The organism is Bradyrhizobium sp. ORS 375 (genome assembly GCF_000239775.1).
GTDB lineage: Bacteria > Pseudomonadota > Alphaproteobacteria > Rhizobiales > Xanthobacteraceae > Bradyrhizobium.
Map to the genome: position 1 here is coordinate 79505 of NZ_CAFI01000105.1, position 22291 is coordinate 101795.

Annotated in this window: 17 protein-coding genes; 9 read left to right on the top strand and 8 right to left on the bottom strand. The window is 65.9% G+C overall.

The window, feature by feature from the left end:
* Positions 1-25: 25 nt before the first annotated feature.
* Both BRAO375_RS09360 and BRAO375_RS09365 read right to left on the bottom strand, forming a co-directional pair.
* Positions 26-712 (bottom strand): cysteine hydrolase family protein, encoded by a 687-nt coding sequence (locus BRAO375_RS09360; protein ID WP_009027226.1) that lies wholly within the window; start codon positions 710-712, stop codon positions 26-28.
* A gap of 1375 nt (positions 713-2087) precedes the next feature.
* Complete coding sequence (locus BRAO375_RS09365) at positions 2088-3119, bottom strand: S1C family serine protease (protein ID WP_009027228.1); 1032 nt, start codon at positions 3117-3119, stop codon at positions 2088-2090.
* 127 nt (positions 3120-3246) lie between these two features.
* Here BRAO375_RS09365 and BRAO375_RS09370 point away from each other — a divergent pair, with 127 nt between their 5' ends.
* Positions 3247-4041, top strand: coding sequence for a thermonuclease family protein (locus BRAO375_RS09370; RefSeq protein ID WP_035639739.1), 795 nt, complete (start codon positions 3247-3249; stop codon positions 4039-4041).
* A 217-nt stretch (positions 4042-4258) separates the two neighbouring features.
* On the opposite strand, the gene cyoD is transcribed toward BRAO375_RS09370, so the two are convergent.
* The 6 genes from cyoD to BRAO375_RS09400 form a co-directional block, all read right to left on the bottom strand.
* Positions 4259-4654, bottom strand: a complete 396-nt coding sequence (cyoD, locus tag BRAO375_RS09375) for a cytochrome o ubiquinol oxidase subunit IV (protein WP_009027230.1) — start codon at positions 4652-4654, stop codon at positions 4259-4261.
* Positions 4651-5292, bottom strand: coding sequence for a cytochrome (ubi)quinol oxidase subunit III (locus BRAO375_RS09380; RefSeq protein WP_009027231.1), 642 nt, complete (start codon positions 5290-5292; stop codon positions 4651-4653). The genes cyoD and BRAO375_RS09380 overlap by 4 nt, the downstream gene beginning before the upstream one ends.
* Before the next feature lie 24 nt (positions 5293-5316).
* Positions 5317-6150 (bottom strand): ubiquinol oxidase subunit II, encoded by an 834-nt coding sequence (locus tag BRAO375_RS09385; RefSeq protein ID WP_009027232.1) that lies wholly within the window; start codon positions 6148-6150, stop codon positions 5317-5319.
* A 72-nt stretch (positions 6151-6222) separates the two neighbouring features.
* Positions 6223-7554 carry a PQQ-dependent sugar dehydrogenase gene (locus tag BRAO375_RS09390; RefSeq protein ID WP_009027233.1) on the bottom strand — a complete coding sequence of 444 codons (1332 nt, stop codon included), beginning with the start codon at positions 7552-7554 and terminating at the stop codon, positions 6223-6225.
* A gap of 69 nt (positions 7555-7623) precedes the next feature.
* Entirely contained in the window at positions 7624-9420 is a 1797-nt protein-coding gene (locus BRAO375_RS09395; protein ID WP_502688870.1) for a chloride channel protein, read from the bottom strand.
* Between the two features lie 238 nt (positions 9421-9658).
* Positions 9659-10891 carry an acetyl-CoA C-acetyltransferase gene (locus BRAO375_RS09400; protein ID WP_009027235.1) on the bottom strand — a complete coding sequence of 411 codons (1233 nt, stop codon included), beginning with the start codon at positions 10889-10891 and terminating at the stop codon, positions 9659-9661.
* A 589-nt stretch (positions 10892-11480) separates the two neighbouring features.
* Between BRAO375_RS09400 and BRAO375_RS09405 the strand changes: the two genes are divergently transcribed.
* The 8 genes from BRAO375_RS09405 to BRAO375_RS09440 all read left to right on the top strand — a co-directional run bounded on the left by BRAO375_RS09405 (position 11481) and on the right by BRAO375_RS09440 (position 22253).
* The gene (locus BRAO375_RS09405; RefSeq protein ID WP_035639755.1) at positions 11481-12452 is read left to right on the top strand and encodes an amidohydrolase family protein; all 972 of its coding nucleotides are present in this window, start codon (positions 11481-11483) and stop codon (positions 12450-12452) included.
* 44 nt (positions 12453-12496) lie between these two features.
* Positions 12497-13810, top strand: a complete 1314-nt coding sequence (gene dctA, locus BRAO375_RS09410; RefSeq protein ID WP_009027237.1) for a C4-dicarboxylate transporter DctA — start codon at positions 12497-12499, stop codon at positions 13808-13810.
* A 245-nt stretch (positions 13811-14055) separates the two neighbouring features.
* Positions 14056-14973 (top strand): PepSY domain-containing protein, encoded by a 918-nt coding sequence (locus BRAO375_RS09415; protein WP_009027238.1) that lies wholly within the window; start codon positions 14056-14058, stop codon positions 14971-14973.
* 345 nt (positions 14974-15318) lie between these two features.
* Entirely contained in the window at positions 15319-16881 is a 1563-nt protein-coding gene (locus BRAO375_RS09420; protein WP_244423148.1) for an efflux transporter outer membrane subunit, read from the top strand.
* A complete protein-coding gene (locus BRAO375_RS09425) occupies positions 16881-17996 on the top strand; it encodes an efflux RND transporter periplasmic adaptor subunit (protein ID WP_035639743.1) in 1116 nt (371 codons plus the stop codon). Before BRAO375_RS09420 ends, BRAO375_RS09425 begins: the two co-directional genes overlap by 1 nt.
* 30 nt (positions 17997-18026) lie before the next feature.
* Complete coding sequence (locus BRAO375_RS09430; RefSeq protein ID WP_009027241.1) at positions 18027-21101, top strand: efflux RND transporter permease subunit; 3075 nt, start codon at positions 18027-18029, stop codon at positions 21099-21101.
* 120 nt (positions 21102-21221) lie between these two features.
* Positions 21222-21923 (top strand): PadR family transcriptional regulator, encoded by a 702-nt coding sequence (locus BRAO375_RS09435; protein ID WP_009027242.1) that lies wholly within the window; start codon positions 21222-21224, stop codon positions 21921-21923.
* Positions 21924-21950: 27 nt separating this feature from the next.
* Complete coding sequence (locus BRAO375_RS09440) at positions 21951-22253, top strand: DUF3861 domain-containing protein (RefSeq protein ID WP_009027243.1); 303 nt, start codon at positions 21951-21953, stop codon at positions 22251-22253.
* Positions 22254-22291 lie beyond the last annotated feature (38 nt).

Here is a 22291-nt window from a genome sequence, read left to right on the forward strand (position 1 = left end):
CGTCTCAGATCTCTCAGCCCGTCTTTCAGCTTATTGCCTTGAGAACCGCGGCCGACTCGGCGACCCAGCCGAAGATGCCGCCCTGGGCCTTGATCATCTTCAGGCCCATCTCGTGGAATTCCGGAAAGTAGGAGGCGCAGCCGTCGGAGATGACGACGCAGCGATAGCCGCGGTCATTGGCCTCGCGCACGGTGGTGTTCACGCAGACCTCGGTGGTGACGCCGCACACCAGCAGGTTGTCGATGCCGTGATGCGTCAACACGTCCCCCATCTCGGTCGCGTAGAACGCGCCCTTCCCCGGCTTGTCGATCACCACCTCGCCGTCCGTGGGATAGAGCGCGGGAATGATGTCGTGCCCTGCCTCGCCGCGAATGAGGATGCGGCCCATCGGCCCGGGATCGCCGATGCGAAGCGACGGCGCGCCGCGTTCGACCTTGGCCGGCGGGGCGTCGGACAGATCCGGCTCATGGCCTTCCCGCGTATGGATCACCAGCATGCCGCTCTTGCGCGCCGCCGCCAGCACATTGGCGATCGGCTGCACTGCGCGCGCGAGCTGCGAAACGTCGTTGCCCAGCGTCTCGCCGAACCCACCGGGCTCCATGAAGTCGCGCTGCATGTCGATGATGACGAGCGCGGTCCTCGACAGATCGAGCGCGATCGGCTCCGGCTCGGCGATGATCGTTGCGGTTGCCGATGCAGATGAGTTCGCCATGTCAGCCGCCTGCCTTCCCCGCGAGAATACGTCGCAGACAACGAAGCAAGCGGTGTGCCATTGTGTACAATTGGGAAGACGGCAACGGCGATTGCGAAGTACGAACTAATTCAACAGGTTGGTGAGATCGCCGAAGCTGCCCGCTTGCTGAGCAGGCGCATTTGGCGCGAAGTCAGCCCATTTCGTGAGCGGTCATTGCATGCAACGATCACCTTGATGCAACTCTGTGCGGCAAGAAACGGACTGAGCGGGACTTCGTACGATGCCGGAGGTACGACCACCAATCGCGCCAATTCAAAGGTGTCGTCCCGGGCTTGACCCGGGACCCATAACCACCGGCTCCTCTTTGACGCACAGACGTCGACCAGCTCGCTCTCACCACTCCCGCCGCGGCGTATGGGTCCCGGGTCAAGTCCGGGACGACGGCGGAGGGCGACGCGACACCTTCCGATAAAAATAATCTACTTGCTATTTTTCAGAATCAGTGATTATCTCCGCGCATCCTGCCTCAAGCAGAAGGGGCGTAGCGCGCGATCGTCACGACACGCGAGGCGGGGATGCGGTGGCCGCGAGAGATCGCAGCGTCCCTCGGCAACGAGGGCGCGGACGAACGATTGCTCGCGGACGTGAAGTCGCAGCGTCCTGACACCCCGATGCTGGTGTCCCCCGCGCGATGCGCAAGCATTGTCGCGCCATGGTGGCCAACAAGCCCGGCGCACCAGGGAGACTGCGTATAAGCGTGAAGACCACCGCGCAGGGAATGCCGGCGTGTTCCGGCTTTGCCTGTGGTACCTGCCGCCTGCATTTTTGTTAGCAGGCGGGCCATGGGTGAGGCTGTCACCCGGCATTCCCTGCGCCCTCTGCATGTTGCGAGGCGCGAACTGAGAACAGGACTCGGGCGAAAGCCGCCGCGAGAACGCGCCCTCATGTCGATCGCTGTTTGATACGTAAATCCCACTTCGAGCAACGCTGCCGTAGGGTGGGCAAAGCAGCCGCCCGCAGGGCGGTCGCGTGCCCACCATGCATCCGCATGCCCGGTGAGAGTGGTGGGCACGGCGCGCGCTGGAACGGAGCAAACAACGCAGAGACCGGCGCGCCTTTGCCACCCTCCGGACTACCAACTGATACTCTGCTTACCATATGGAGCAGTGAATCGCCTCACCACAACTGTCGTCCCGGACAAGCCGCGACACGCGCAGCGCGGCGTGGCGCCGATCCGGGACCCATACTCCGCGGCGGTCGTGTTTGGCAAAAAGCCAATGGCGAGCCTGCCTCAAACCGCTCCCTGGGGATATGGGTCCCCACTTTCGCGGGGACGACAGCGGTGGTCGTGGCGACAGCTCGGCGTCGCACAACACTCGACGTGCGACAACGATCACGACGTCTGCCTCGCCGGCTTGCGCTCCACCGGGTGGATGTCGATGCCACGCAATCGTCCCAGCCGCAGCACGTCCATCGCCACCGTGCGGCCGATGCGGTCGCGGTCGAGCACGCGGATGAGATCGTCGACGCCGTTGATGTCGACGCCGTCGAGCTTGATCACGACGTCGCCCGGCAGCAGGCCGGCGCGCGCTGCCGGGCCGTCCGGCTCGATCTGCATCAGCAGCGCGCCCATCTTGTTCTCGACGCCGGCGAGAACGGCGTGGCGCCGCGGCACCGGCGCGGTCTGGCCGGAGACGCCGATATAGGCGCGGCGGACATAGCCGTGACGGATGATCTCCGACAGCACGAACTGCGCGGTGTTGCTGGCGACCGCGAAGCAGATGCCCTGCGCGCCCTGAATGATCGCCGTGTTGATGCCGATCACCTCGGCAGCCGACGACACCAGCGCGCCGCCGGAATTGCCGGGGTTGAGCGCCGCATCGGTCTGGATGACGTCCTCGATCATCCGGCCCGAGACCGAGCGGATCGAGCGGCCCAGTGCCGAGACGACACCGGCCGTCACCGTCGACTCGAAGCCGAGCGGATTGCCGATCGCGACCACCAGTTGGCCGCGCCGCAGGCTCTTGGAATTGCCGAGCGACGCGTAGCGCAGGTCGCGCGCGTGATTGGCGCGCAGCAATGCGAGATCGGTGTCGGGATCGACGCCGAGCACCTGCGCGTCGGTGACGACACCCTCGACGTCGCGCAGCCGGATGTCCCTGGAGCTTCCGACCACATGGCTGTTGGTCAGCACGAGCCCATCCGGCGAGATCACGATGCCCGAGCCGAGCCCGCCGCGCTCGGCGCGGGAGCCGGCTTTCGGGCCGGTCTCGACGCGGACGACCGCCGGGCCGACGCGATCGGTCACGTCGATGACCGCATTGGAGTAGGCATCGAGCAGCGCCCGGTCGTCGCGTCCGACGGCAGGAGACGCTTGCGCCGGCGACAGGGCGTCGCCGGCGACATCGGAAGTGAAATCCAACATGACGTAATTCCTTTGTAACGTCAGATGGGTAGCTGATCGCCCCGACGCAAGTCGGCCGCTCGCAGCGAACCCGGCGGCCCTTGGCGAGACTCATGGTCGATGTGATAGGACTTCAATCGGGTATTTCATGAATGTGATTGCGGGAGGACGCATGCGGCTGCGAGACCGGCTGTTGGCATTGTGCGGGGCCATCATGATGGGAGCCGGCATGGCCGGCGATGCGCTGGCCGCGACCGCGACGGTGCGCAGCGGCGACACCATCCAGCTCGGCGACACGGTGTTCCGGCTCGACGGCATCGATGCGCCGGAGGTCGACCAGCTGTGCATCGACGATCACGCCGATCCCTGGAGCTGCGGCGTCGAGGCGCGCGAGCAATTGACCAGGCTGATCGGCGGCCGCGCGGTGCGCTGTGAGGATCTCGGCCCGGACAAGCCGCTCAAGACCCGCAGGATCGGCCTGTGCGCCGTCGATGGCGACAAGCTCAGCCTCAACCAGCAGCTGGCGCGTGCCGGCTTCGCGATCAGCGCCGAGCCGGCCGCGAAGGCGCGCGTGAAGGATGACGTTGCGGCCGCCAAGGATGCGGCGCGCGGGCTGTGGAAGGGATGCTTCATCGCCCCGAGCGAGTTCCGCAGCGACAAGAAGGACGGCGCCCTGCTCGGCGCCGCCTGTCGCGCCGACCGCGACCCCGAAATCCGCGCCGTGCTGTTTCCGGAGGCGCCGAGCGCCCCGCCCGGCTGCACCATCAAGGGCAAGTTCGCCGTCCGCGCCCGCGTCACCGGCAACATCGGCATCTATCATCTGCAGGGCTGCCCGAGCTATCCGGCGACCACCGAGCCCGACCGCTGGTTCTGCTCCGAGGACGACGCCAAAGCCTCCGGCTTCCGCCGCGCCTTCAACTGCCGGGCGGCGAAGGGGAAGTGAAGCTGAACGGCGGCCGGCGCGTGATACGACGCCTCCTTGGAGCCATCCAGAACCTTTCCTGAGCCCCTGGATCGCTTCGCTGCGCTCGCGATGACGGGTGTGGTGGGGACCGCGCGCTCAACAAGCTCCGTCATCGCGAGCGCAGCGAAGCGATCCAGGGGCCGAAGGAAAGACTGCCAGTTGGCTCCTGGGGACAACGGCCTGAAGAAGCGCCATCTCACCGCTGCATCTGCATCAGCTGATCCATCGGCATCATGTTCTGGTTCAGGTGCGACATGATCCACAGCGAGCCGCCGACCACCAGGAAGACGATGATCAGTCCGAAGGCCAGCGCCAGCACGTTGTTGGTGTTGTCGGGCCCGGTGGTGATGTGCAGGAAGAACACCAGATGCGCGCCCATCTGCGCGATCGCGAGCACGATGATCGCGACGGGAATCGAGGGCTGCCAGACGAGATCAGTCCTGGCGATGAAGAATGATGTTGCCGTCAGCAGCACCGCGAGCCCGAGGCCGGCGACATAGAACAGGATGCGCGAGCGCAGATCGCCATGCTGCTGTTCGCCGGGTGCGAGATCGGTCTCTACGGGATCGCCCGAGTAGGTCTGCTCGCTCATGTCGCACTCCCCAGCAGATAGACCACGGAGAACACCGCGACCCAGATGATGTCGAGCGCATGCCAGAACAGCGCGAAGCACAGGATGCGGCGCTCGATGTCGGCGCGGAAGCCCTTGGCCACGACCTGCGCCATCATCGTCAGCAGCCAGAGAATGCCGGCCCCGACATGCAGCCCGTGGCAGCCGACCAGCGTGAAGAATGCCGATAGAAAAGCGCTGCGGCTCGGCCCGTCGCCACGGCCGACGAGATCGACGAACTCGCGGATCTCGAGCAGCAGGAAGCTGGCGCCGAGCAGACCGGTGACGGCCATCGCGACCTGGAACCAGAGCGCATTGTGGCGCTCGGCGGCGATGCTCGCCATGCCGCAGGTGAAGCTCGACAAGAGCAGGAGCGCCGTCTCGATCGCGACGTTGCGGACGTCGAACAGCTCCGCTCCGCCCGGTCCGCCGGCGGTGGCGCCCGACAGCACCGCGAAGCTCGCGAAGAAGCACGAGAACATCACGATATCGGATAGCAGGAAGATCCAGAAGCCGTATCCAGTGACGATCCGCTTCGGCGCGGGTCCCTCGTGCTCGGCGGTGCGCAGATGATGCGGATCGGCATAGGCCGGCGCCTGCTCGACAGATGTCACCGACATCGGTCCACTCCGGGTGCAAACGGATCAGTGGCCATGCGACGCTCCGCTCTCCTCTCGCGACCGGTTCTCGCTCAATTGCGGCCCGGGCGCCGGCGGGATGTGCTGCATGGCGATCTTGCCGAACAGCTCGGGATCACTGAGCCGGTAGATCCTCGGCGTCTTCTCGACGGATTGCGCGGCGAGCTGCTTGTAGCTCGCCTCGTCGAGCACCTGGTCGGTCTTGGCCGCATTGGCGACCCAGTTGGAGAAGTCGGGCTGCGACACGACATGGGTGTCGAACATCATGTCGGGAAAGCCGTCGCCGCTGAACTGCGAGGCGAGCCCCTTGTAGGTGCCGACGTGATCGCCGCGCAGATTGAGCCGGGTCACCATGCCGTTCATGGTGTAGATCATGCCGCCGAGCTGCGGGATGAAGAACGCGGTCATCACGCTGCCGGAGGTCAGCTCGAGCTGCAGCGGCGCACCGATCGGAACGGTGAGGCTGTTGACGGTGGCGATGCGCTGATCAGGATAGATGAACAGCCATTTCCAGTCGAGCGACACCGCCTGAATCCGAATGGGAAGGCCGGTGCCGTCGACCGGCTTGCCGGGATCGAGATCGTGCGAGCCGATCCAGGCGACGCCGCCGAGCAGGATCACGGTGAGTGCGGGGATGGACCACACCACCAGCTCGACCGCGCCGGAATACGCGAAATCGGGCCGGTAGCGTGCCCGCGTATTGGAGCTGCGGAACCAGTAGGCGGCGGCCAGCACCGCGATCGAGGTCGGAACGATGATCGCCAGCATGATGATCACGGAATCGATCAGGATCGTCTGCTGGGCGGCGGCGATCGGTCCTTTCGGATCGAAAATGTTCATGCGGTCTTCCGGCGTTCAACCCCGCTCCCAACCGACTTCGGAAGCGGATGTTCCTGCGCCGCAAAACACAGCTCAGTGGGTGACGCGCCAGATCGTGCCGTTGCCGTCCTCGGAGATCAGCAGGCTGCCGTCGCGCGCCACGGCGACGCCGACCGGCCGGCCCCAGACCTCGCGGTCGTTGATGACGAAACCGGTGACGAAGTCCTCGTATTCGCCGGTCGGAACGCCGTCCTTCAGCCGGATGCGGATCACCTTGTAGCCGGTCCGCTTGGATCGGTTCCACGAGCCGTGCTCGGCCGCGAAGGCATCGCCGCGATACTCCGGTGGGAACAGGCTGGCGTCGTAGAACGTCAGGCCGAGCGAGGCCGAATGCGGCTGCAACAGCACGTCGGGAACGGTGATCCGGCCCTTGAGGTCGGCGCGCTCGCCGCGATGCCGCGGGTCCTCGTTGTCGCCGATGTAGTACCAGGGCCAGCCGTAGAAACCGCCCTCCTTCACCCGCGTGACGTAGTCCGGCACGAGATCGTCGCCAAGCCCGTCCCGCTCGTTGGTCGAGCACCACGGCGCGCCGGTCGCGGGCTGGATGGCGAGGCCGACGCAGTTGCGGATGCCGGTCGCGAACAGGCTGCGGTTCTTGCCGTCGGGATCGAATGCCAGCACGCCGGCGCGATCGCTCTCGCCGCCCCACGCCGCGCCGAGCGGATGCGCCTTGATCCAGGCGGTGAGGCCGCCCGTCGGCTCGCCCATGGCCTCGCCGACATTTCCGGCGGAGCCGACCGACACCAGCATGCGCTGGCCGTCCGTGGTGAACACCACATCGCGGGTCGAATGGCCGTAGCCGGCCGGCAGATCGGGCACGACGACCTGCATCGCGCCGGACGCCTTCATGTCGCCGGCCCGATACGGAAAGCGCATCACGCGCTCGGTGCTTGCGACATAGACCCATTGCGGATCGCTGCTGGGATAGAAGGCGATGCCGAAGGGATGACCGAGCCGGTCTGCGAAGATCTCGCTCGCGGCGACCGTGCTGCCGTCCTCGCTCGGCCGCAGCACGCGGACGCGCCCGGCGCGTGTCTCGGCGACGAAGATGTCGCCGTTCGGCGCCGTCCGTATGATGCGCGGCCCGCTCAGCCCTTCGGCGAACAGCGCGATCTTGAAGCCGTCGACGACCTTGGGCACGGCGGATGCCGGCCGCTGCACCACGCGCGAGACGTTGGCGGCCGAGGCGGTCGCGCCGGGCTTGGGCAGGTCCGCAGGCCGGATCAGCCTGATCGTGCCGGGCGCATCGCCCTGCCAGCTGCCGAACGCGTCCTTGCCCTTGAGCACCGCGGGCTCGGCGGCAGCCGCCGTCGCCGTCAGTGCGCTCAACACGCAAACGACAGCCGTTGTGATCCGTCTCGTCATGTCGTCCTCGCGCGTCCCAAACGACCGGCAACCTATCCTGGCCCGGAGATCACGTCGCGAAGCGATGCGTCACGACAGCGCGCCGAGCACGCCCCGCGTGGCCTGGTCGATCTCCTCGACATAGCGGCGGCGGGCGAAGGATTCGGTCAGGAAGCCGATCACCTTGCGGCTGTTCTCCGACTCGAGCACCGCGAGCTCCTCGGCGCCGGAATCGTCGAAGATCTTCATCGCCGTCTTGACGTTCATTTCGGGCAACAGCGCGACCTCGAAATATTTGGCGAGCTCGACCACCTGGATCTCGTCGGCGATGGAGTCGAGCTCGCCGGAGAACAGATCGGGCAGCGACACCAGCCCGCAATAATCGTCGCTGTTGTTGACCACCACCACGGCCTGCCGCGTGCCGAGCGCGAACTCGCGCCGGCAGGCTGCGATGCTGGTGGTGGTCGGCACCTTGGCGACGTCGGAGCGCATCAGCCGCTCGACGGTGAGGTTGCGCAGCCAGCCGACATCATTGGCGCTGCGGATGGTCTCGCCGCGCAGATGCAGCCGCCAGGTCGAGAACGAGTGCCCGAACAGCACGCGTACGCACACCGAGGTTACGATGCAGGCACCGAGCACCACGGCGGTGACGTCGACGCTACGGGTCATCTCCAGCACCAGGAACGACATCGTCAACGGCCCGCCGACGATGGCGACGCCTAGCGTAGCCATGCCCGTGAGCATCGCCACCAGCGGATCAACCGCGATGCTGAGCCCGGCCAGCGCCAACAGTCCTGCGAACAGCTTGCCGAGCAGGCTGCCGATGAACAGCGAGGCGAAGAACAGTCCGCCGCGGAAACCGGAGGCCAACGAGATCAGGCACGCGGCGAGCTTGAGCACGATGATGGTGGCGATGAGGCCGACCGCCATCTCGCGATGCAGGTCGAGCAGCATCGCGCCGTGACCCGCCGCCAGCACCTGCGGCGTGACGATCGCCATGGCGCCGACGCAGAGACCGCCGATCACAGGGCGCAGCCAGACCGGAATGCGGACGAACAGCCGCTCCACCGCCGGCGAGGCGCGCATCACCACGATGCCGATGAAGGCGACCAGCAGCGCCAGCACGAACAGCGCAATGTACTGCTCGAAGCCGACCGCACCGACCTTCTGGATCTCGAGCGAATACGGCGCGCCGGTGAGATATTGCGAGGTCAGCGCCCCCGCCAGCGAGGCCGCCAGAATCGGCGCCGCGCTGCCGACCGAATAGACGCCGACGATCAGCTCGCAGGCATAGAACGCACCGGTGATCGGCGCGCCGAAGGCGGCGGCGATGGCGGCAGCGGCGCCACAGCCGACGATCAGCCTGAGGTCGTTGCGGCGAAGCGTGAGATATTGGCCGAGCAGCGAGGCGACGCCGGCGCCGATCTGGGTGTAGCCGGCCTCGAGGCCGACCGAGGCGCCGGAGCCGTTGGAGACCAGGGTCTGGCTGCTGACCACGAGGCTGTCGCGCATCGACAGCCGGCCTCCGCGCAGCGCATTGGCCTCGACCGGGTCGACGGCCGCCGCGATCTTCCAGCGCCGCCGCTGCCATTCCATCAGGCCCAGGATGAGGCCGCCGAGCGCTGGCGCGATCAGCGCAACGACCGGGTTGACCCAGGCGTTGGCGCTGAGCCGGACGTCGATCGGGATGCCGAAGATGACCACATGCGCGAGCTGCGCGATCAGGCTCATCACCGTCACGATGGCGCCGGTGGACACGCCGATCACCAGGGCCAGCGGTATCAGGTAGAACTCGTTGCTGCGCAGCAGCGCCCGCAGCCGCGTGACCACCCGGTTCGAGGCCTTGCGATCGATGATATGCGACAGCGTGGAGAGCACGAGAGCCATTTCTTCTACGATGAGGCCTCCCGGTGGCAATAACCTGTCGCAACTAGCGGAACAAGCGCGAATTCCCTTCCAGTCGAAACGTGGTTGACTGGTCCGGAAAGTGGAACCGTCGGGCCTCCTTGAGGAGCCGGCATCAACGACCCAGAGCCCCGAAAGTCGCAAAGTGTCCCTCAAAGGGCAACGCCCGCTGCGGGGGTCCGCAACGGGCGCAGATGAATTGGATGAGAGGAAGGGTCCCTCAGATCCGCTCGATGATGATCGCCGGCGCCATGCCCCCGGCCGCGCACATCGTCACCAGGCCGCGCTTGAGGTCGCGCCGCTCCAGTTCGTCGAGCACGGTGCCGATCAGGATGGACCCGGTGGCGCCGATCGGGTGTCCGAGGGCGATCGAGCCACCGTTCACATTGACCTTGGCGCGATCGAGCTTGAGGTCGCGAATGTACTTCTCGGCCACGACCGCGAAGGCCTCGTTGATCTCGAACAGGTCGATGTCGTCGATCGTCAGCCCGGCCTTGGCCAGCACCTTGCGCGTGGCCGGCACCGGCGCGTTGAGCATCAAGGTCGGGTCGTCGCCCATGTTGGCCATGGCCACGACGCGCGCCCGCGGCTTCAGACCATGGGCCTTGGCATAGGACGGCGAGGCCAGCAGCAGCGCGGCGGCGCCATCGACGACGCCCGAGGAGTTGCCGGCATGATGCATGAACTCGATCTCGAGGCCGGGATAGCGCTGCAGGATCAGGTTGCGATAGGTCGTGCCCTTGTCGTCGAGCGCATAGTCGGCAATCGCCGGGAATGCCGGCTTCAACCCGGCGAGCGCCTCGGCTGTGGTCTGCGGCCGCGGATATTCCTCATGGTCGAGCGCAAGGCTACCGTCGTCGCGATGCACCGGCACGAGGCTCTTCTTGAAGTGCCCGGCCTGGATCGCCGCCGCCGCCCGCTTCTGGCTCTCCAGCCCGAGCGCGTCGACATCGGCCCGCGTAATGCCTTCCATGGTGGCGATGGCATCGGCGCAGACGCCCTGGTGCGACTGCGGATGCAGCGCGCGCAGATGCAGATTGCCGGCATCCATCATCAGCGGCCCCTCGCCGCGCCGGCCCTCCATCGACATCATCTCGCAGCCGCCGGCGATGACGAGGTCCTCCTGCCCGGCCATGATCTGGGCCGCAGCAATGTTGACGCTGGTAATGCCGGAACCGCAGAAGCGGTCGAGCGTGACACCGGAGGCGCGGATGTCGTAGCCGGCATCGAGCGCCGACATCCGGCCGAGATCGCCGCTCTGCGGGCCGCGCTGCGACGAGCAGCCCCAGATGATGTCGTCGACATCGCCGGTATTGATGCCGGTCCGCTCGGCTAGCGCGCGCAGCACGGTCGCGCCGAGATGCTGCGGATGCAGCCCGGCCAGCGCGCCCTTGCCGGCCTTGCCGATACCACGCGGAGTTCTGCAGGCGTCGATGATGAGCGCGTCGACCATGGTGCTTCCTTTGCCCGATGTTGTTGTGAGACCGGCAGCGGCGTCGCGCCGGCACGATCGCCTTTGCTGTCGCATAGCATTCCGGCCGCCGTCGCGACAACGCTGGTTGAAGCTGCAAGCGCATGTCCAAAACGCACGCCATGGCGTTGAGGCTACTCACCTTTCCGTCCCGCGAACAATTCGGCGCAGCGGCGCGATAGAGCCACCTTCTGGCCATTCGGTTGAAGCGCATCTTCCACCCGGTCGCGTGCGTTGCAACGCAGCGCCGGGCGCCGACCTGCAAGATTGCAAGACGTCCGCAGCGCATTGTCCAACCAAGAGAACTGACCGTTCGCCCAACGCTCCTTGCCAGGCTCCGACGCCTGCAAGATCTTCGAACGCGGAAACGGATTGCGATCGCGGCGATGAGCCCCCGTTGCGACAGGGACGCTGCAAGGCGCCGGGTCGGGAGGACGCCATGATCGCGATGTCACGTTGCAAAGCCGCCTGATCTCTACGCCGCGGCGTGAAGATAGCGATCATGAAAGACGCTGCGGGACGGCAGGCGATGCCTGCCGGTGATCGCGGCCATTCCGAGGAGGACGCTGTGATGTTGAGGCGAGATCTGCTGGCGACCATCGCCGGACTGGGCACGGCAGGCATGCTCGGCGCCATCCCTGCACGACTGGCCGCGGAGGAGGCCAAGATCCCCAGCATTCCCGGGCCCGATCCGGTGACGAAGGCCCCGAGCTACAAGGCGCCGCCGGGCAGCGTCGATACCCACACCCACATCTTCGGACCGGCCGCGACCTATCCGTTCTCGCCCACCCGGCCCTACACGCCACCCGACGCATCGCTGGAGATGTTCAGCGCCTTGCACGCCAAGATCGGCGTCGAACGCGCCGTCATTGTCAATGCCACCGTTCATGGCACCGACAATCGCGTCGTCACCGACGCCATCGCGCAGAGCAACGGCAACTACAAGGGTGTCGCCAATATCAACGCGGCAATGTCCGACGCCGATCTCGCCGCGCTCGGCAAGGCCGGCATCTGCGCCTGCCGCTTCGCCTTCCTCCGCCGTCTCGGCGGCGTCGGCGACATGAAGGTCTTCCGCACCCTGGTCGACCGCGTCGCGGCGATCGGCTGGCATGTCGACATCTATCTCGAGGCCGGGACGATCCAGGAATTCGTGCCGATCCTCAAGGCGCTGCCGGTCACCTATGTGATCGACCATATGGGCACGATCAGCGCCGCCAAGGGCATCGACGACGCCGAGTTCAAGGCGCTGCTCGACCTGCAGGCGAGCGACGATAGATGTTGGGTGAAGATCACCGGTCCCGAGCGCGCCTCGGCCTCCGGCCCTCCGTTCCACGATGCGGTGCCGTTCGCCCGCAAGCTGATCGAGAATGCGGCGGACCGCGTCATCTGGGGTACCGACTGGCCCCATCCGAACGTCAAGATCATGCCCAATGACGGCGATCTGGTCGATCTGATCCCGCTCTACGCCCCGGATCCGGCCATGCAGCGAAAGCTGCTTGTCAGCAATCCCGAACGGCTGTTCAAGTTCGAGCCGAAGAGCTGAGTCACCACACCCGACCTTCGATCCCTACAGCGACAGGACCGATCATGACTGCCACGACTCTCGCCGCCGACAGCAAGACGGGCGCCCGCCGCGCCTGGTGGAAGGAGCTGTGGGTGCAGGTCATGATCGCGATGGCCGCCGGCATCCTGCTCGGCGCGGTGAAGCCGGATCTCGGCGCCCAGATGCAGCCGCTGGGCGATGCCTTCATCAAGGCGATCCGGATGCTGATCGCGCCGATCATCTTCTGCACCGTCGTCAACGGCATCGCCCACATGGCCGACATGGCCAAGGTCGGCCGCGTCGCCATCAAGGCGCTGGTCTATTTCGAGGTGATCACGACGCTCGCGCTGATCATTGGCCTTGCCGCGGTCAATCTGTTCCAGCCCGGCGTCGGCATGAATGTCGACCCCGCGACGATCAACTCCGCATCCATCGAGCCCTATGTCAAGCAGACCGCGGCGGTCGGCTTCGTGCCGTTCCTGCTCAACATCATTCCGCAGACCTTCGTCGGCGCCTTCGCGGAAGGCAACATCCTGCAGGTGCTGTTCATCTCGGTAATGTGCGGCTTTGCGCTGATCTGGCTCGGCGACCGCGCCAAGGCGGTGACCGACGTGATCGAGGTCGCCGGCCAGATGATCTTCGGCGTCGTCAGGATCGTGATGTGGGCGGCGCCGCTCGGCGCCTTCGGAGCCATCGCCTTCACCGTCGGCAAGTTCGGCGTCGGCTCGCTCGCCAAGCTCGGCCTGCTGCTCGGCAGCTTCTATCTGACCTGCCTGATCTTCATCGCCGCAGTGCTCGGCCCCATCGCCGCCCTGACCGGCTTCAGCCTGTGGAAGCTGATCCGCTACATCCGCGACGAGGTGATGGTCTGCATCGCGACCACGTCGTCGGAGACGGTGCTGCCGCGCATGCTCGAGAAAATGGAAGCCGCCGGCTGCGAGCGCAGCATCGTCGGTCTCGTCATCCCGACCGGCTATTCGTTCAATCTCGACGGCACCTGCCTCTACCTCGCCACCGCCGCGGTGTTTCTCGCACAAGCCACAAATACCCAGCTCGACATCGGCCATCAGATCGGCCTGCTCCTGATCCTGCTCGTCACATCGAAGGGCGCGGCCGGCATCGCCGGCGCGGCCTTCGTGGTGCTGGCCGCCACGCTGGCAGCCACCGGCACCATTCCCGTCGCCAGCGTCGCGCTGGTGCTCGGCATCCACCGCCTGATGTCCCAAGGGCTGACGCCGACCAACCTGATCGGCAATGCGGTGGCGACCATCGTCATCGCCAGATGGGAGAACGCGCTCGACTCGGAGCGGCTGAAGCAGGTGCTCGATGGCAGCAAGACGGCATTTGATGCAAATTGAAATCATGTTCACCGACACGGATCAGATCGTGCCGCATTGACGCCGGTCAAACGGCCCATGACCTAAAATTAATAGTTATCTCCTTCGTCCCGTCGCTGTGCTCAGCTAAGGGATGATGCGCGGACGAGGGCTGGTTTCCAGCCGTCGCCCTGCGACAAATAATCAGAAACGATCATGGAGTGAGCGCCTGCGGACAACGGTCCCGACGCATCACCCCTGTGCGTGACGATCATCTGGAGATGACGATGAACAAGCAGCTGCTGCTCAAACTCCACCGCTGGATCAGCCTAACTTTCGCGCTGCCGCTGCTGGTGATCATTGTCACCGGACTGATCCTCTCCTTCGAGCCGATCGCACAGGTCGCTGCCGTGAAGCCCGGCAGTGTCGATCCGGCGCGCGTCGTCGCGCTGATCAGGCAGTACGACCCCGACGGCAAGGCGCGCGGCGTTTCGATCAATCCGGCGACACAGCATCTCACCCTGCAGGGTCGGCCGGGCACCGAGCTCGACATGACGACCGGCGCGGCGGCCGACAAGCCCGCGATGGGAAGCGTGTTTCAGTGGGCGCGCATGACCCATGAGCACCTGATCGGAATCGAGGGCCTCACGACGATCTCCACCATCGGCATGATCGTGATCATGATCATCGGCATCCTGATGGGACTGCCGCGGCTGCGCAACACGCTGTCCGGCTGGCACAAGGGCGCAGCGTGGTTCACGCTGCCGCTGATCCTGTTGAGCCCGCTGACCGGGGTTCTGCTCGATCCCAGCAACAGCTTTTTCGCCGCGCAGCCGGCCGCGGCCAAGCGCATCTCGCTGACCGAGGCGGTCAGCATCGTCGCGCGGGATCATGATCTCGCCACGGTCAACATGATCGGCAATCGCGGCGGGCGGATGCTGGCGCGGATCATCGAGGGCGACGAGTTGCGCGCCTATGCCGTGACGGCCGACGGCCTCTCGGCGCTGCCGCGCAACTGGGTGCGGCTGCTCCACGAAGGCAACTGGTCGCTGATCGGCAGTGCCGCGAACGTGCTGATCTCGGTCGTGCTGCTCGCCCTGCTGGTCACCGGCGTGCTGATCTGGACGCAGCGCCGGCTGCGCCGCCCGAATCGAGCGCGCGAGGTGCCCGCGAAGCCCGCGGTCGTCCCTTCGATGCCATCCTGACCTCCCGCTATCACGATGGACCGGCGCATCGTCAGCGCCGGTCGTTGCAGCATGCGACCGTACCGAGACGCGCCAAGCTCAACAGACCGGCACGCCTGGCTCATGCTTGATGACCGCATCGACAGGGTCTCTGATCGCGTTCAGCGCTAAGGTAGCTCACACGCGCCATCCCGCCGCTGCCGAGCTCGGCGCACGAGCCGGCGCGCTCCTGAAATGGCGGCCTATTGCGCGAGAGAAACCGTGAGCCTCGCCCCTGTCAGCAACGTGATTTGACCCATTCCGTGCCGCATCGCATCGTCGCCAGACAAAACGAAACAGTTTTGTTTTATTTCGGATGATGTCCAGATGTTTCACGCCCGTTCAAGTCGAGTCCCGCGATATGGCGCGGTTCCGGCTTCACTCGGTGTCGTCGGCTGCAGCGTGCTGCTCGCGTCCTGCGCGGTCGGCCCGGAGTTCCTGTCACCCGATGCTCCGGCTATCGCCGGCTACGTCCGCGAGCAGCGCCTCGCATCCACGGCCAGCGCCGCGACGCCCGGCGGAAATCCGCAGAGCTTCGCGTGGGGACGCGACCTGCCCGGCACGTGGTGGGCGCTGTTGCATTCGCGCCAGATCAACGCCTTTGTCGAGGAGGCGATTCGCAATCATCCGGACATCGAGGCCGCGCAGTTCGCGCTGCGCGCCGCGCGTGAGAATGCGCTATCGCAACAGGGGGCGCTGTTTCCGCAGGTGAGCGCGAGCGGATCGGCCGAGCGCACGCAGGGCTCCAGCACGCAGCAGGGGCAATGGCCGGGGCAGACCTCGCTGTACACGCTTTACGGCGCGTCGGTGAGCGTCAGCTACGCGCTCGACATCTGGGGCGGCACACGGCGCCAGGTCGAAGCGCTGCAGGCGCAGGCCGACTATCAGTCGTTCAGGATGGAAGCGACGTATCTGTCGCTCACCGCCAACGTCGTGACCGCGGCGATCACCGACGCCTCGCTGCGCGACCAGATCGCCGCCACGGAAGAGATCATCAAGGCCGAGACCGATCAGCTCGGGCGAATCCAGCGCCAGTTCGACGTCGGCGCCATTTCCAAATCCGACGTGCTTTCGCAGGAGGCGACGCTGGCGCAGGCCAAGGCGACCTTGGCCCCGCTGCAGAAGCAACTCGCGCAGCAGCGCAACCAGCTGATGGCCTATCTCGGCCGGCTGCCTAGCCAGGACCGCGGCGAGCATGTGACGCTCGCGGAGCTGCGGCTGCCGCGCAGGCTGCCGGTCTCCCTGCCCTCCTCGCTCGTCCGCCAGCGCCCCGACATCCGGCAGGCCGAGGCGACCTTGCACCAGGCGACCGCGACGGTCGGCGTCGGCATCGCCAATCTGCTGCCGCAACTGACGCTGTCGGGCAGCTATGGCGCGAGCGGACCGGAGCGGCTGTTCTCGCCGACGACGCTGGTGTGGGAGGCCGCCTCCAGCGTCAGCCAGAAGCTGATCGACGGCGGCGCGCTGTATCATACCAAGGAAGCCGACGTCGCCACCTTCGAGCAGGACCTGTCGCTCTACAAGAGCACCGTCATCACCGCCTTCCAGAACGTCGCCGACTCGCTCCGCGCCATCCAGTACGACGCCGAGGCGCTGAAGGCGCAGGCCGCCGCCGAGAAGGCCACGGCCGACAGTCTGGCGATGGCGATCGAGCAGTTCAAGAGCGGCGCCGTTCCTTACGCCAACGTCATCACGGCGCAGCAATCCTACCTCAACGCGCGCGTCTCCCGCATCAAGTCGCAGGCGACACGCTTCACCGATACCGCAGCGCTGTTCCAGGCGCTCGGCGGCGGCTGGTGGAATCGCCAGGACGAGACACCAGCGGCGCTGCCACGCGCCAATCCCGGCTATTTCGCCGGCCCTAACCGCACGACCCAGGAAGCACTGTAATGAAGAAACGCATGACGATCATGCTGGCCGCCATGGCGGTTCTGTTCGGCGGCCTCTACGGTTTCCAGACCTTCAAGGGCATCATGATTGCCAAGGCGATCGGTGCCCTGGCCAACCCGCCGCAGACGATCTCGACGGTGGTCGCGGCAACCGCCCCGTGGCGCTCGAATCTCACAGCGGTCGGCTCACTGCGTGCGGTCAACGGCGCCGACCTGGCGCTGCAGGCCTCGGGCATCGTGCAGAGCATCCAGTTCAATTCCGGAGACTCCGTCGAGGCCGGCCAGCCGCTGCTGCAGCTCGTCGCCACCGACGACGTCGCCAAGCTGCAGTCGCTGCAGGCCACCGCGGAGAACTACGCCATCGTCGTCAAGCGCGACGAGGAGCAGATCAAGTTCAATGCGGTGAGTCAGGCGACGCTCGACAGCGACCGCGCCAACCTGAAGAACGCACAGGCACTGGTCACTCAGCAGAAGGCGATCGTCGAGCAGAAGACCTTGAAGACGCCGTTCGCCGGGCGGCTCGGCATCCGCGCCGTCGATCTCGGCCAGTATCTCAGCGCCGGGACCACCATCGTCACCCTACAGAGCCTCGATCCGATCTTCGTCGACTTCTATCTACCACAGCAGTCGCTCGCCGACATCCGGATCGGCCAGGATGTCAGGATCGCCGTCGACGCCTTTCCCGGCGAGCGCTTCACGGGCCAGATCTCGGCGATCAACGCCAAGGTCGATTCGACCAGCCGCAACGTCCAGGTCCGCGCGACGCTGCACAACGAGGCCGCCCGCTTGCTGCCCGGCATGTTCGCCAAGGTGGAGATCGGCATCGGCCAGCCGGAGCAGCTCGTGACCCTGCCGCTGACGGCCGTCGTCAGCAATCCTTACGGCGACCTCGTCTATATCGTCGACGATCTCAAGGACGGCCAGGGCAAGGCGCGGCAGATGTTCATCAAGAGCAAGCCGGCGAAGGGCGACCGCATCGCGATCACCGACGGCGTCAAGTCGGGTGAGACGGTGGTGATCGCCGGACAGATCAAGCTGCGCAATGGCAGTCCCGTGAAGATCGACAATTCGCACGTGCCCGTGGCGGAAGCTGCGCCTGATGTCGTCGATCAGTAACCGCGCGCTAGCCAGTCATCAGAGCCTCCCATGCGTTTCACAGACATCTTCATCCGCCGGCCGGTGCTGGCGCTCGTGGTCAGCGCGCTGATCCTCGTGCTCGGCCTGCGCTCGATGACGACGCTCGCCATCCTGCAATATCCGCGCACGCAGAACGCCATCGTCACCGTCAGCACCGCCTATGCAGGCGCCGACAGCGACATCATCGCGGGCTTCATCACGACGCCGCTGGAGAACGCGATCGCCCAGGCCAACGGCATCGACTACATGACTTCGACCAGCGTCACCGGCAGCAGCACCATCACCGTGCACCTGCGGCTGAACTACGATTCCGGCAAGGCGATGACCGAGATCAACGCCAAGGTGAACTCGGTACTGAACCAGCTGCCGACCGGCACGCAGCAGCCGACGCTCACCTTGAAGGTCGGCCAGACCATCGACGCGATGTATATCGGCTTCGCCAGCGACGTGCTGGCGCCGAACCAGATCACCGACTATCTCACCCGCGTGGTGCAGCCGAAGCTGCAGGCCGTCTCCGGCGTGCAGACCGCCGAGTTGCTCGGCGCCAAGAAATTCGCGCTGCGCGCCTGGCTCGACCCGGACAAGCTCGCCACCTATGGCCTGACCGCGACGGATGTGTCGACGGCGCTGTCGGGCAACGACTACATCTCCGGGCTCGGCACCACCAAGGGCCGCCTGGTCCAGGTCGACTTGGCCGCCGCGACCAACCTGCATTCGCTGGAGCAGTATCGCAACCTCGTCGTCAAGCAGGTCAACGGCGCCATCATCCGGCTGCGCGACGTCGCCAACGTCACGCTCGGCAATGACGATTACGACTCGGCGACGCGCTTCAACGGCAAGACGGCGGTCTATATCGGCATCCAGGCGGCGCCGACCGCCAACCTGCTCGACGTCATCAACGGCGTGAAGGCGGTCTATCCGGAGCTGCAGCGACAGCTGCCGAACGGCATCACCAGCGAGGTTCTCTACGACTCCACCGACTTCGTGAACTCGTCGATCGACGAGGTGATCCATACGCTGGTCGAGGCGATCGCGATCGTGATCATCGTGGTGTTCATGTTCTTGGGCTCCTGGCGCTCGGTCTTGATCCCGGTGATCGCGATTCCACTGTCCTTGATCGGCACCTTCGGCCTGATGCTGCTGATGGGCTTCTCGATCAATCTCCTGACTTTGCTGGCGCTGGTGCTCGCGATCGGCCTCGTCGTCGATGACGCCATCATCGTCGTCGAAGCGGTTCACCGGCTGATCGAGGAGGGCGTATCGCCGGTCGACGCCGCGATCCAGTCGGCGCGGGCGCTGGCGAGCCCGATCATCGCGATGACCGTGGTGCTGATCGCGGTCTACGTGCCGGTCGGTTTCCAGGGCGGCCTGACGGGCGCGCTATTCACGGAGTTCGCCTTCACGCTCGCCGGCGCAGTCACTGTCTCGGCGGTGATCGCACTGACCTTGTCGCCGATGAACTGCGCCTGGCTGCTGCGCCGGACCGAGCGCGATGCGCAAACGCTGGAGGCGCGACTGGTCCGCGCAATCGACCATGTGCTCGAACGGCTCGCCCATGCCTACCGCCGCGGGCTCGAAAGCGTGTTCGCCACCAAGCCTGTGGTCGTTGTGTTCGCGCTGCTGCTGCTGGCGATGATCCCCTGGCTCTATGTCAGCTCGACCAGCGAGCTCGCACCTGACGAGGACCAGGGCATCGTGCTGTCGCTGACCAATTCCGCGCCATCGGCGACACTCGAGCAGCGCGAGTTCTACGGCCAGCAGCTGTTCGGCCTGATCGCGCAGCGGCCGGAAACGCGCACCGTGTTCCAGATCGACACTCCGACGCAGGCGATCGGCGGCTGGGTGCTGAAACCCTGGGATCAGCGCAAGGCGACGACCAAGACCCTGCAGCCGGAATTCCAGCAGATGCTGAACGGCATCGCCGGCGCCCGCTCGGTCGCCTTCCAGCCCGCGCCGCTGCCGGGCAGCAACGGCCTCCCGGTCCAGTTCGTGATCGGTACGACGGGTGCGTTTTCCGAGCTCAACGACGTCTCGCGCGACTTCATGGCCAAGGCGCTGGCGAGCGGCAAGTTCATCTTCCTCGACACCGACCTGAAGATCGACAAGCCGCAGACCACCGTCGTGTTCGACCGCGACAAGGCCGCCGATCTCGGCCTGAAGATGAGCGATCTCGGCGGCGCGCTCGCCACCATGCTGGGCGGCAACTATCTGGACTATTTCAGCCTGGAGGGTCGCTCCTACAAGGTGATTCCCCAGGTTCGCCAGAACGACCGCCTCACCGACACGCAGCTGCTCGACTATTCGATCCGCACCAGTGGCGACGCGATGGTGCCGCTGTCGACGGTCGCCCGGCTCGAGCACAAGACCATTCCGGAGTCGATCAACCACTTCCAGCAGATCAATGCGGCGACCATCTCGGGCGTGGCGATGCCGGGCGTCGCGATGGGCGATGCGCTCACCACGCTGAAGGAGCTCGCGACGTCGCTGCCGACGGGCTACTCGATCGATTATGGCGGCGCGTCGCGGCAGCTCGAGCAGGAATCCGGCGGCTTCGTCACCACATTCGTGTTCGCGCTGATCATCATCTTCCTGGCGCTCGCCGCGCTGTTCAACAGCTTCGTCGACCCGATCATCATCCTGGTGTCGGTGCCGATGTCGCTGGCGGGCGCGCTGATGTTCATCAGCCTCGGGCTCGGCGGCGCCAGCATCAACATCTACACCCAGGTCGGCCTGGTCACCCTGATGGGCCTCGTCAGCAAGCACGGCATCCTGATGGTGGAGGTTGCCAACGAGCTGCGCGAACAGGGCAAGGACCGCACCGAGGCGATCATCGAGGCCGCGACCGTCCGGCTCCGGCCGATCCTGATGACGACGGCGGCGATGGTGCTCGGCGTGATCCCGCTGATCGCCGCCAGCGGCGCTGGCGCCGTGTCGCGCTTCAACATGGGACTCGTGATCGCGACCGGCTTGTCGATCGGCACCCTGTTCACGCTGTTCGTGGTGCCCGTCGCCTATGCGCTGATCGCCCATCGCGGCACAGTGCATGCGACGAACGCGGACCCCGCCGTGGCGGCCGCTCCATAGCAAGCGAAAGGCTTCATAGATCAGGCACTTGGCTCAGTATTCGAGAGGCCAACTCGATCGTTGTTGACAAACGATACTCATAAACGATATATCGTTCGCACGAAACGGAGATCATATCGTATGAGACATCATCATCATTGGACTTTCGATCGCTCTGGTTGGGACGAGGAGCGCGAGCATCGCGGCTGGGGTCATCATCGCCGCCATGACCGACACCACGGCTTCGGCGAGGGAGGCGAAGACGCTCGCCTGGCCGGCCGCGGTCCCGGTTTCGGCCGCCATCGCGGGCCGGGCCGGTTTGAAGGCGACGGACGGCGCGGCGGCCGCGACGAGTTCGGACGTGGCGGCGGCGGTCGCTTCTTCGGCCCGGGCGACCTGCGCAGCCTGCTGCTTTGGCTGATCGGCGAGAAGCCACGCCATGGCTATGAGCTGATTAAGGCGGTCGAGCAGCTGGTCGGCGGCGCCTATTCGCCGAGCCCCGGCTCCGTCTATCCGATCCTCAGCCTGCTCGAGGACATGGGCCAGATCGAAGCAGCATCAGCCGAGGGCGGCAAGAAGCTGTTTGCCATCACCGAAGCCGGCCGCCAGGCGCTGAAGGACGACGCAGCCGCCATCGAGGGCCTTCTCAGCCGGATGCGCATCATGGCCCGCGCCATGGGCGGCATGCACCCGCCGGAGCCGGTGCTGCAGGCGGTGCAGACGCTGAAGATGGCGCTCAAGATGCACCGCCCGGGCTGGAGCGAGGCCGAGGCCAAGCGCGTCAGCGACATCCTCACCCGCGCGATCGCCGAGATCCAGGGCGACGACGGCGCCGCGACCTGACACTGAGACACTGAAAGGAGCATCGACATGCCCCACGCCTACGCCATCGAGGTGACCGACATCGACCCGCGCAGCGACGGCGCCGTCGGTCCGAGCTACGACTTCACCTTCACCAGCCACGACGATCTCAACGAGATCGTCGCCCGCGTCCAGCGCCGCGGCCTGTTCGACCCGAACGAAAGCAAGGCCTTCGTCACCGGTCTCAAGCTGCTCGGCGGCGTGATGCTCAGCCATCGCGGCGAGCCGCTGTTCGCCGAGTTCGGCCCGGCGTTCAAGGCTTTCATGACCAAGCTGAAGTCAGGCGCGAAGGCGCAGGCGGCGGAGGGATAAGATTGTAAATGAGAGAGTACGATGCAAGCCGCACCAAC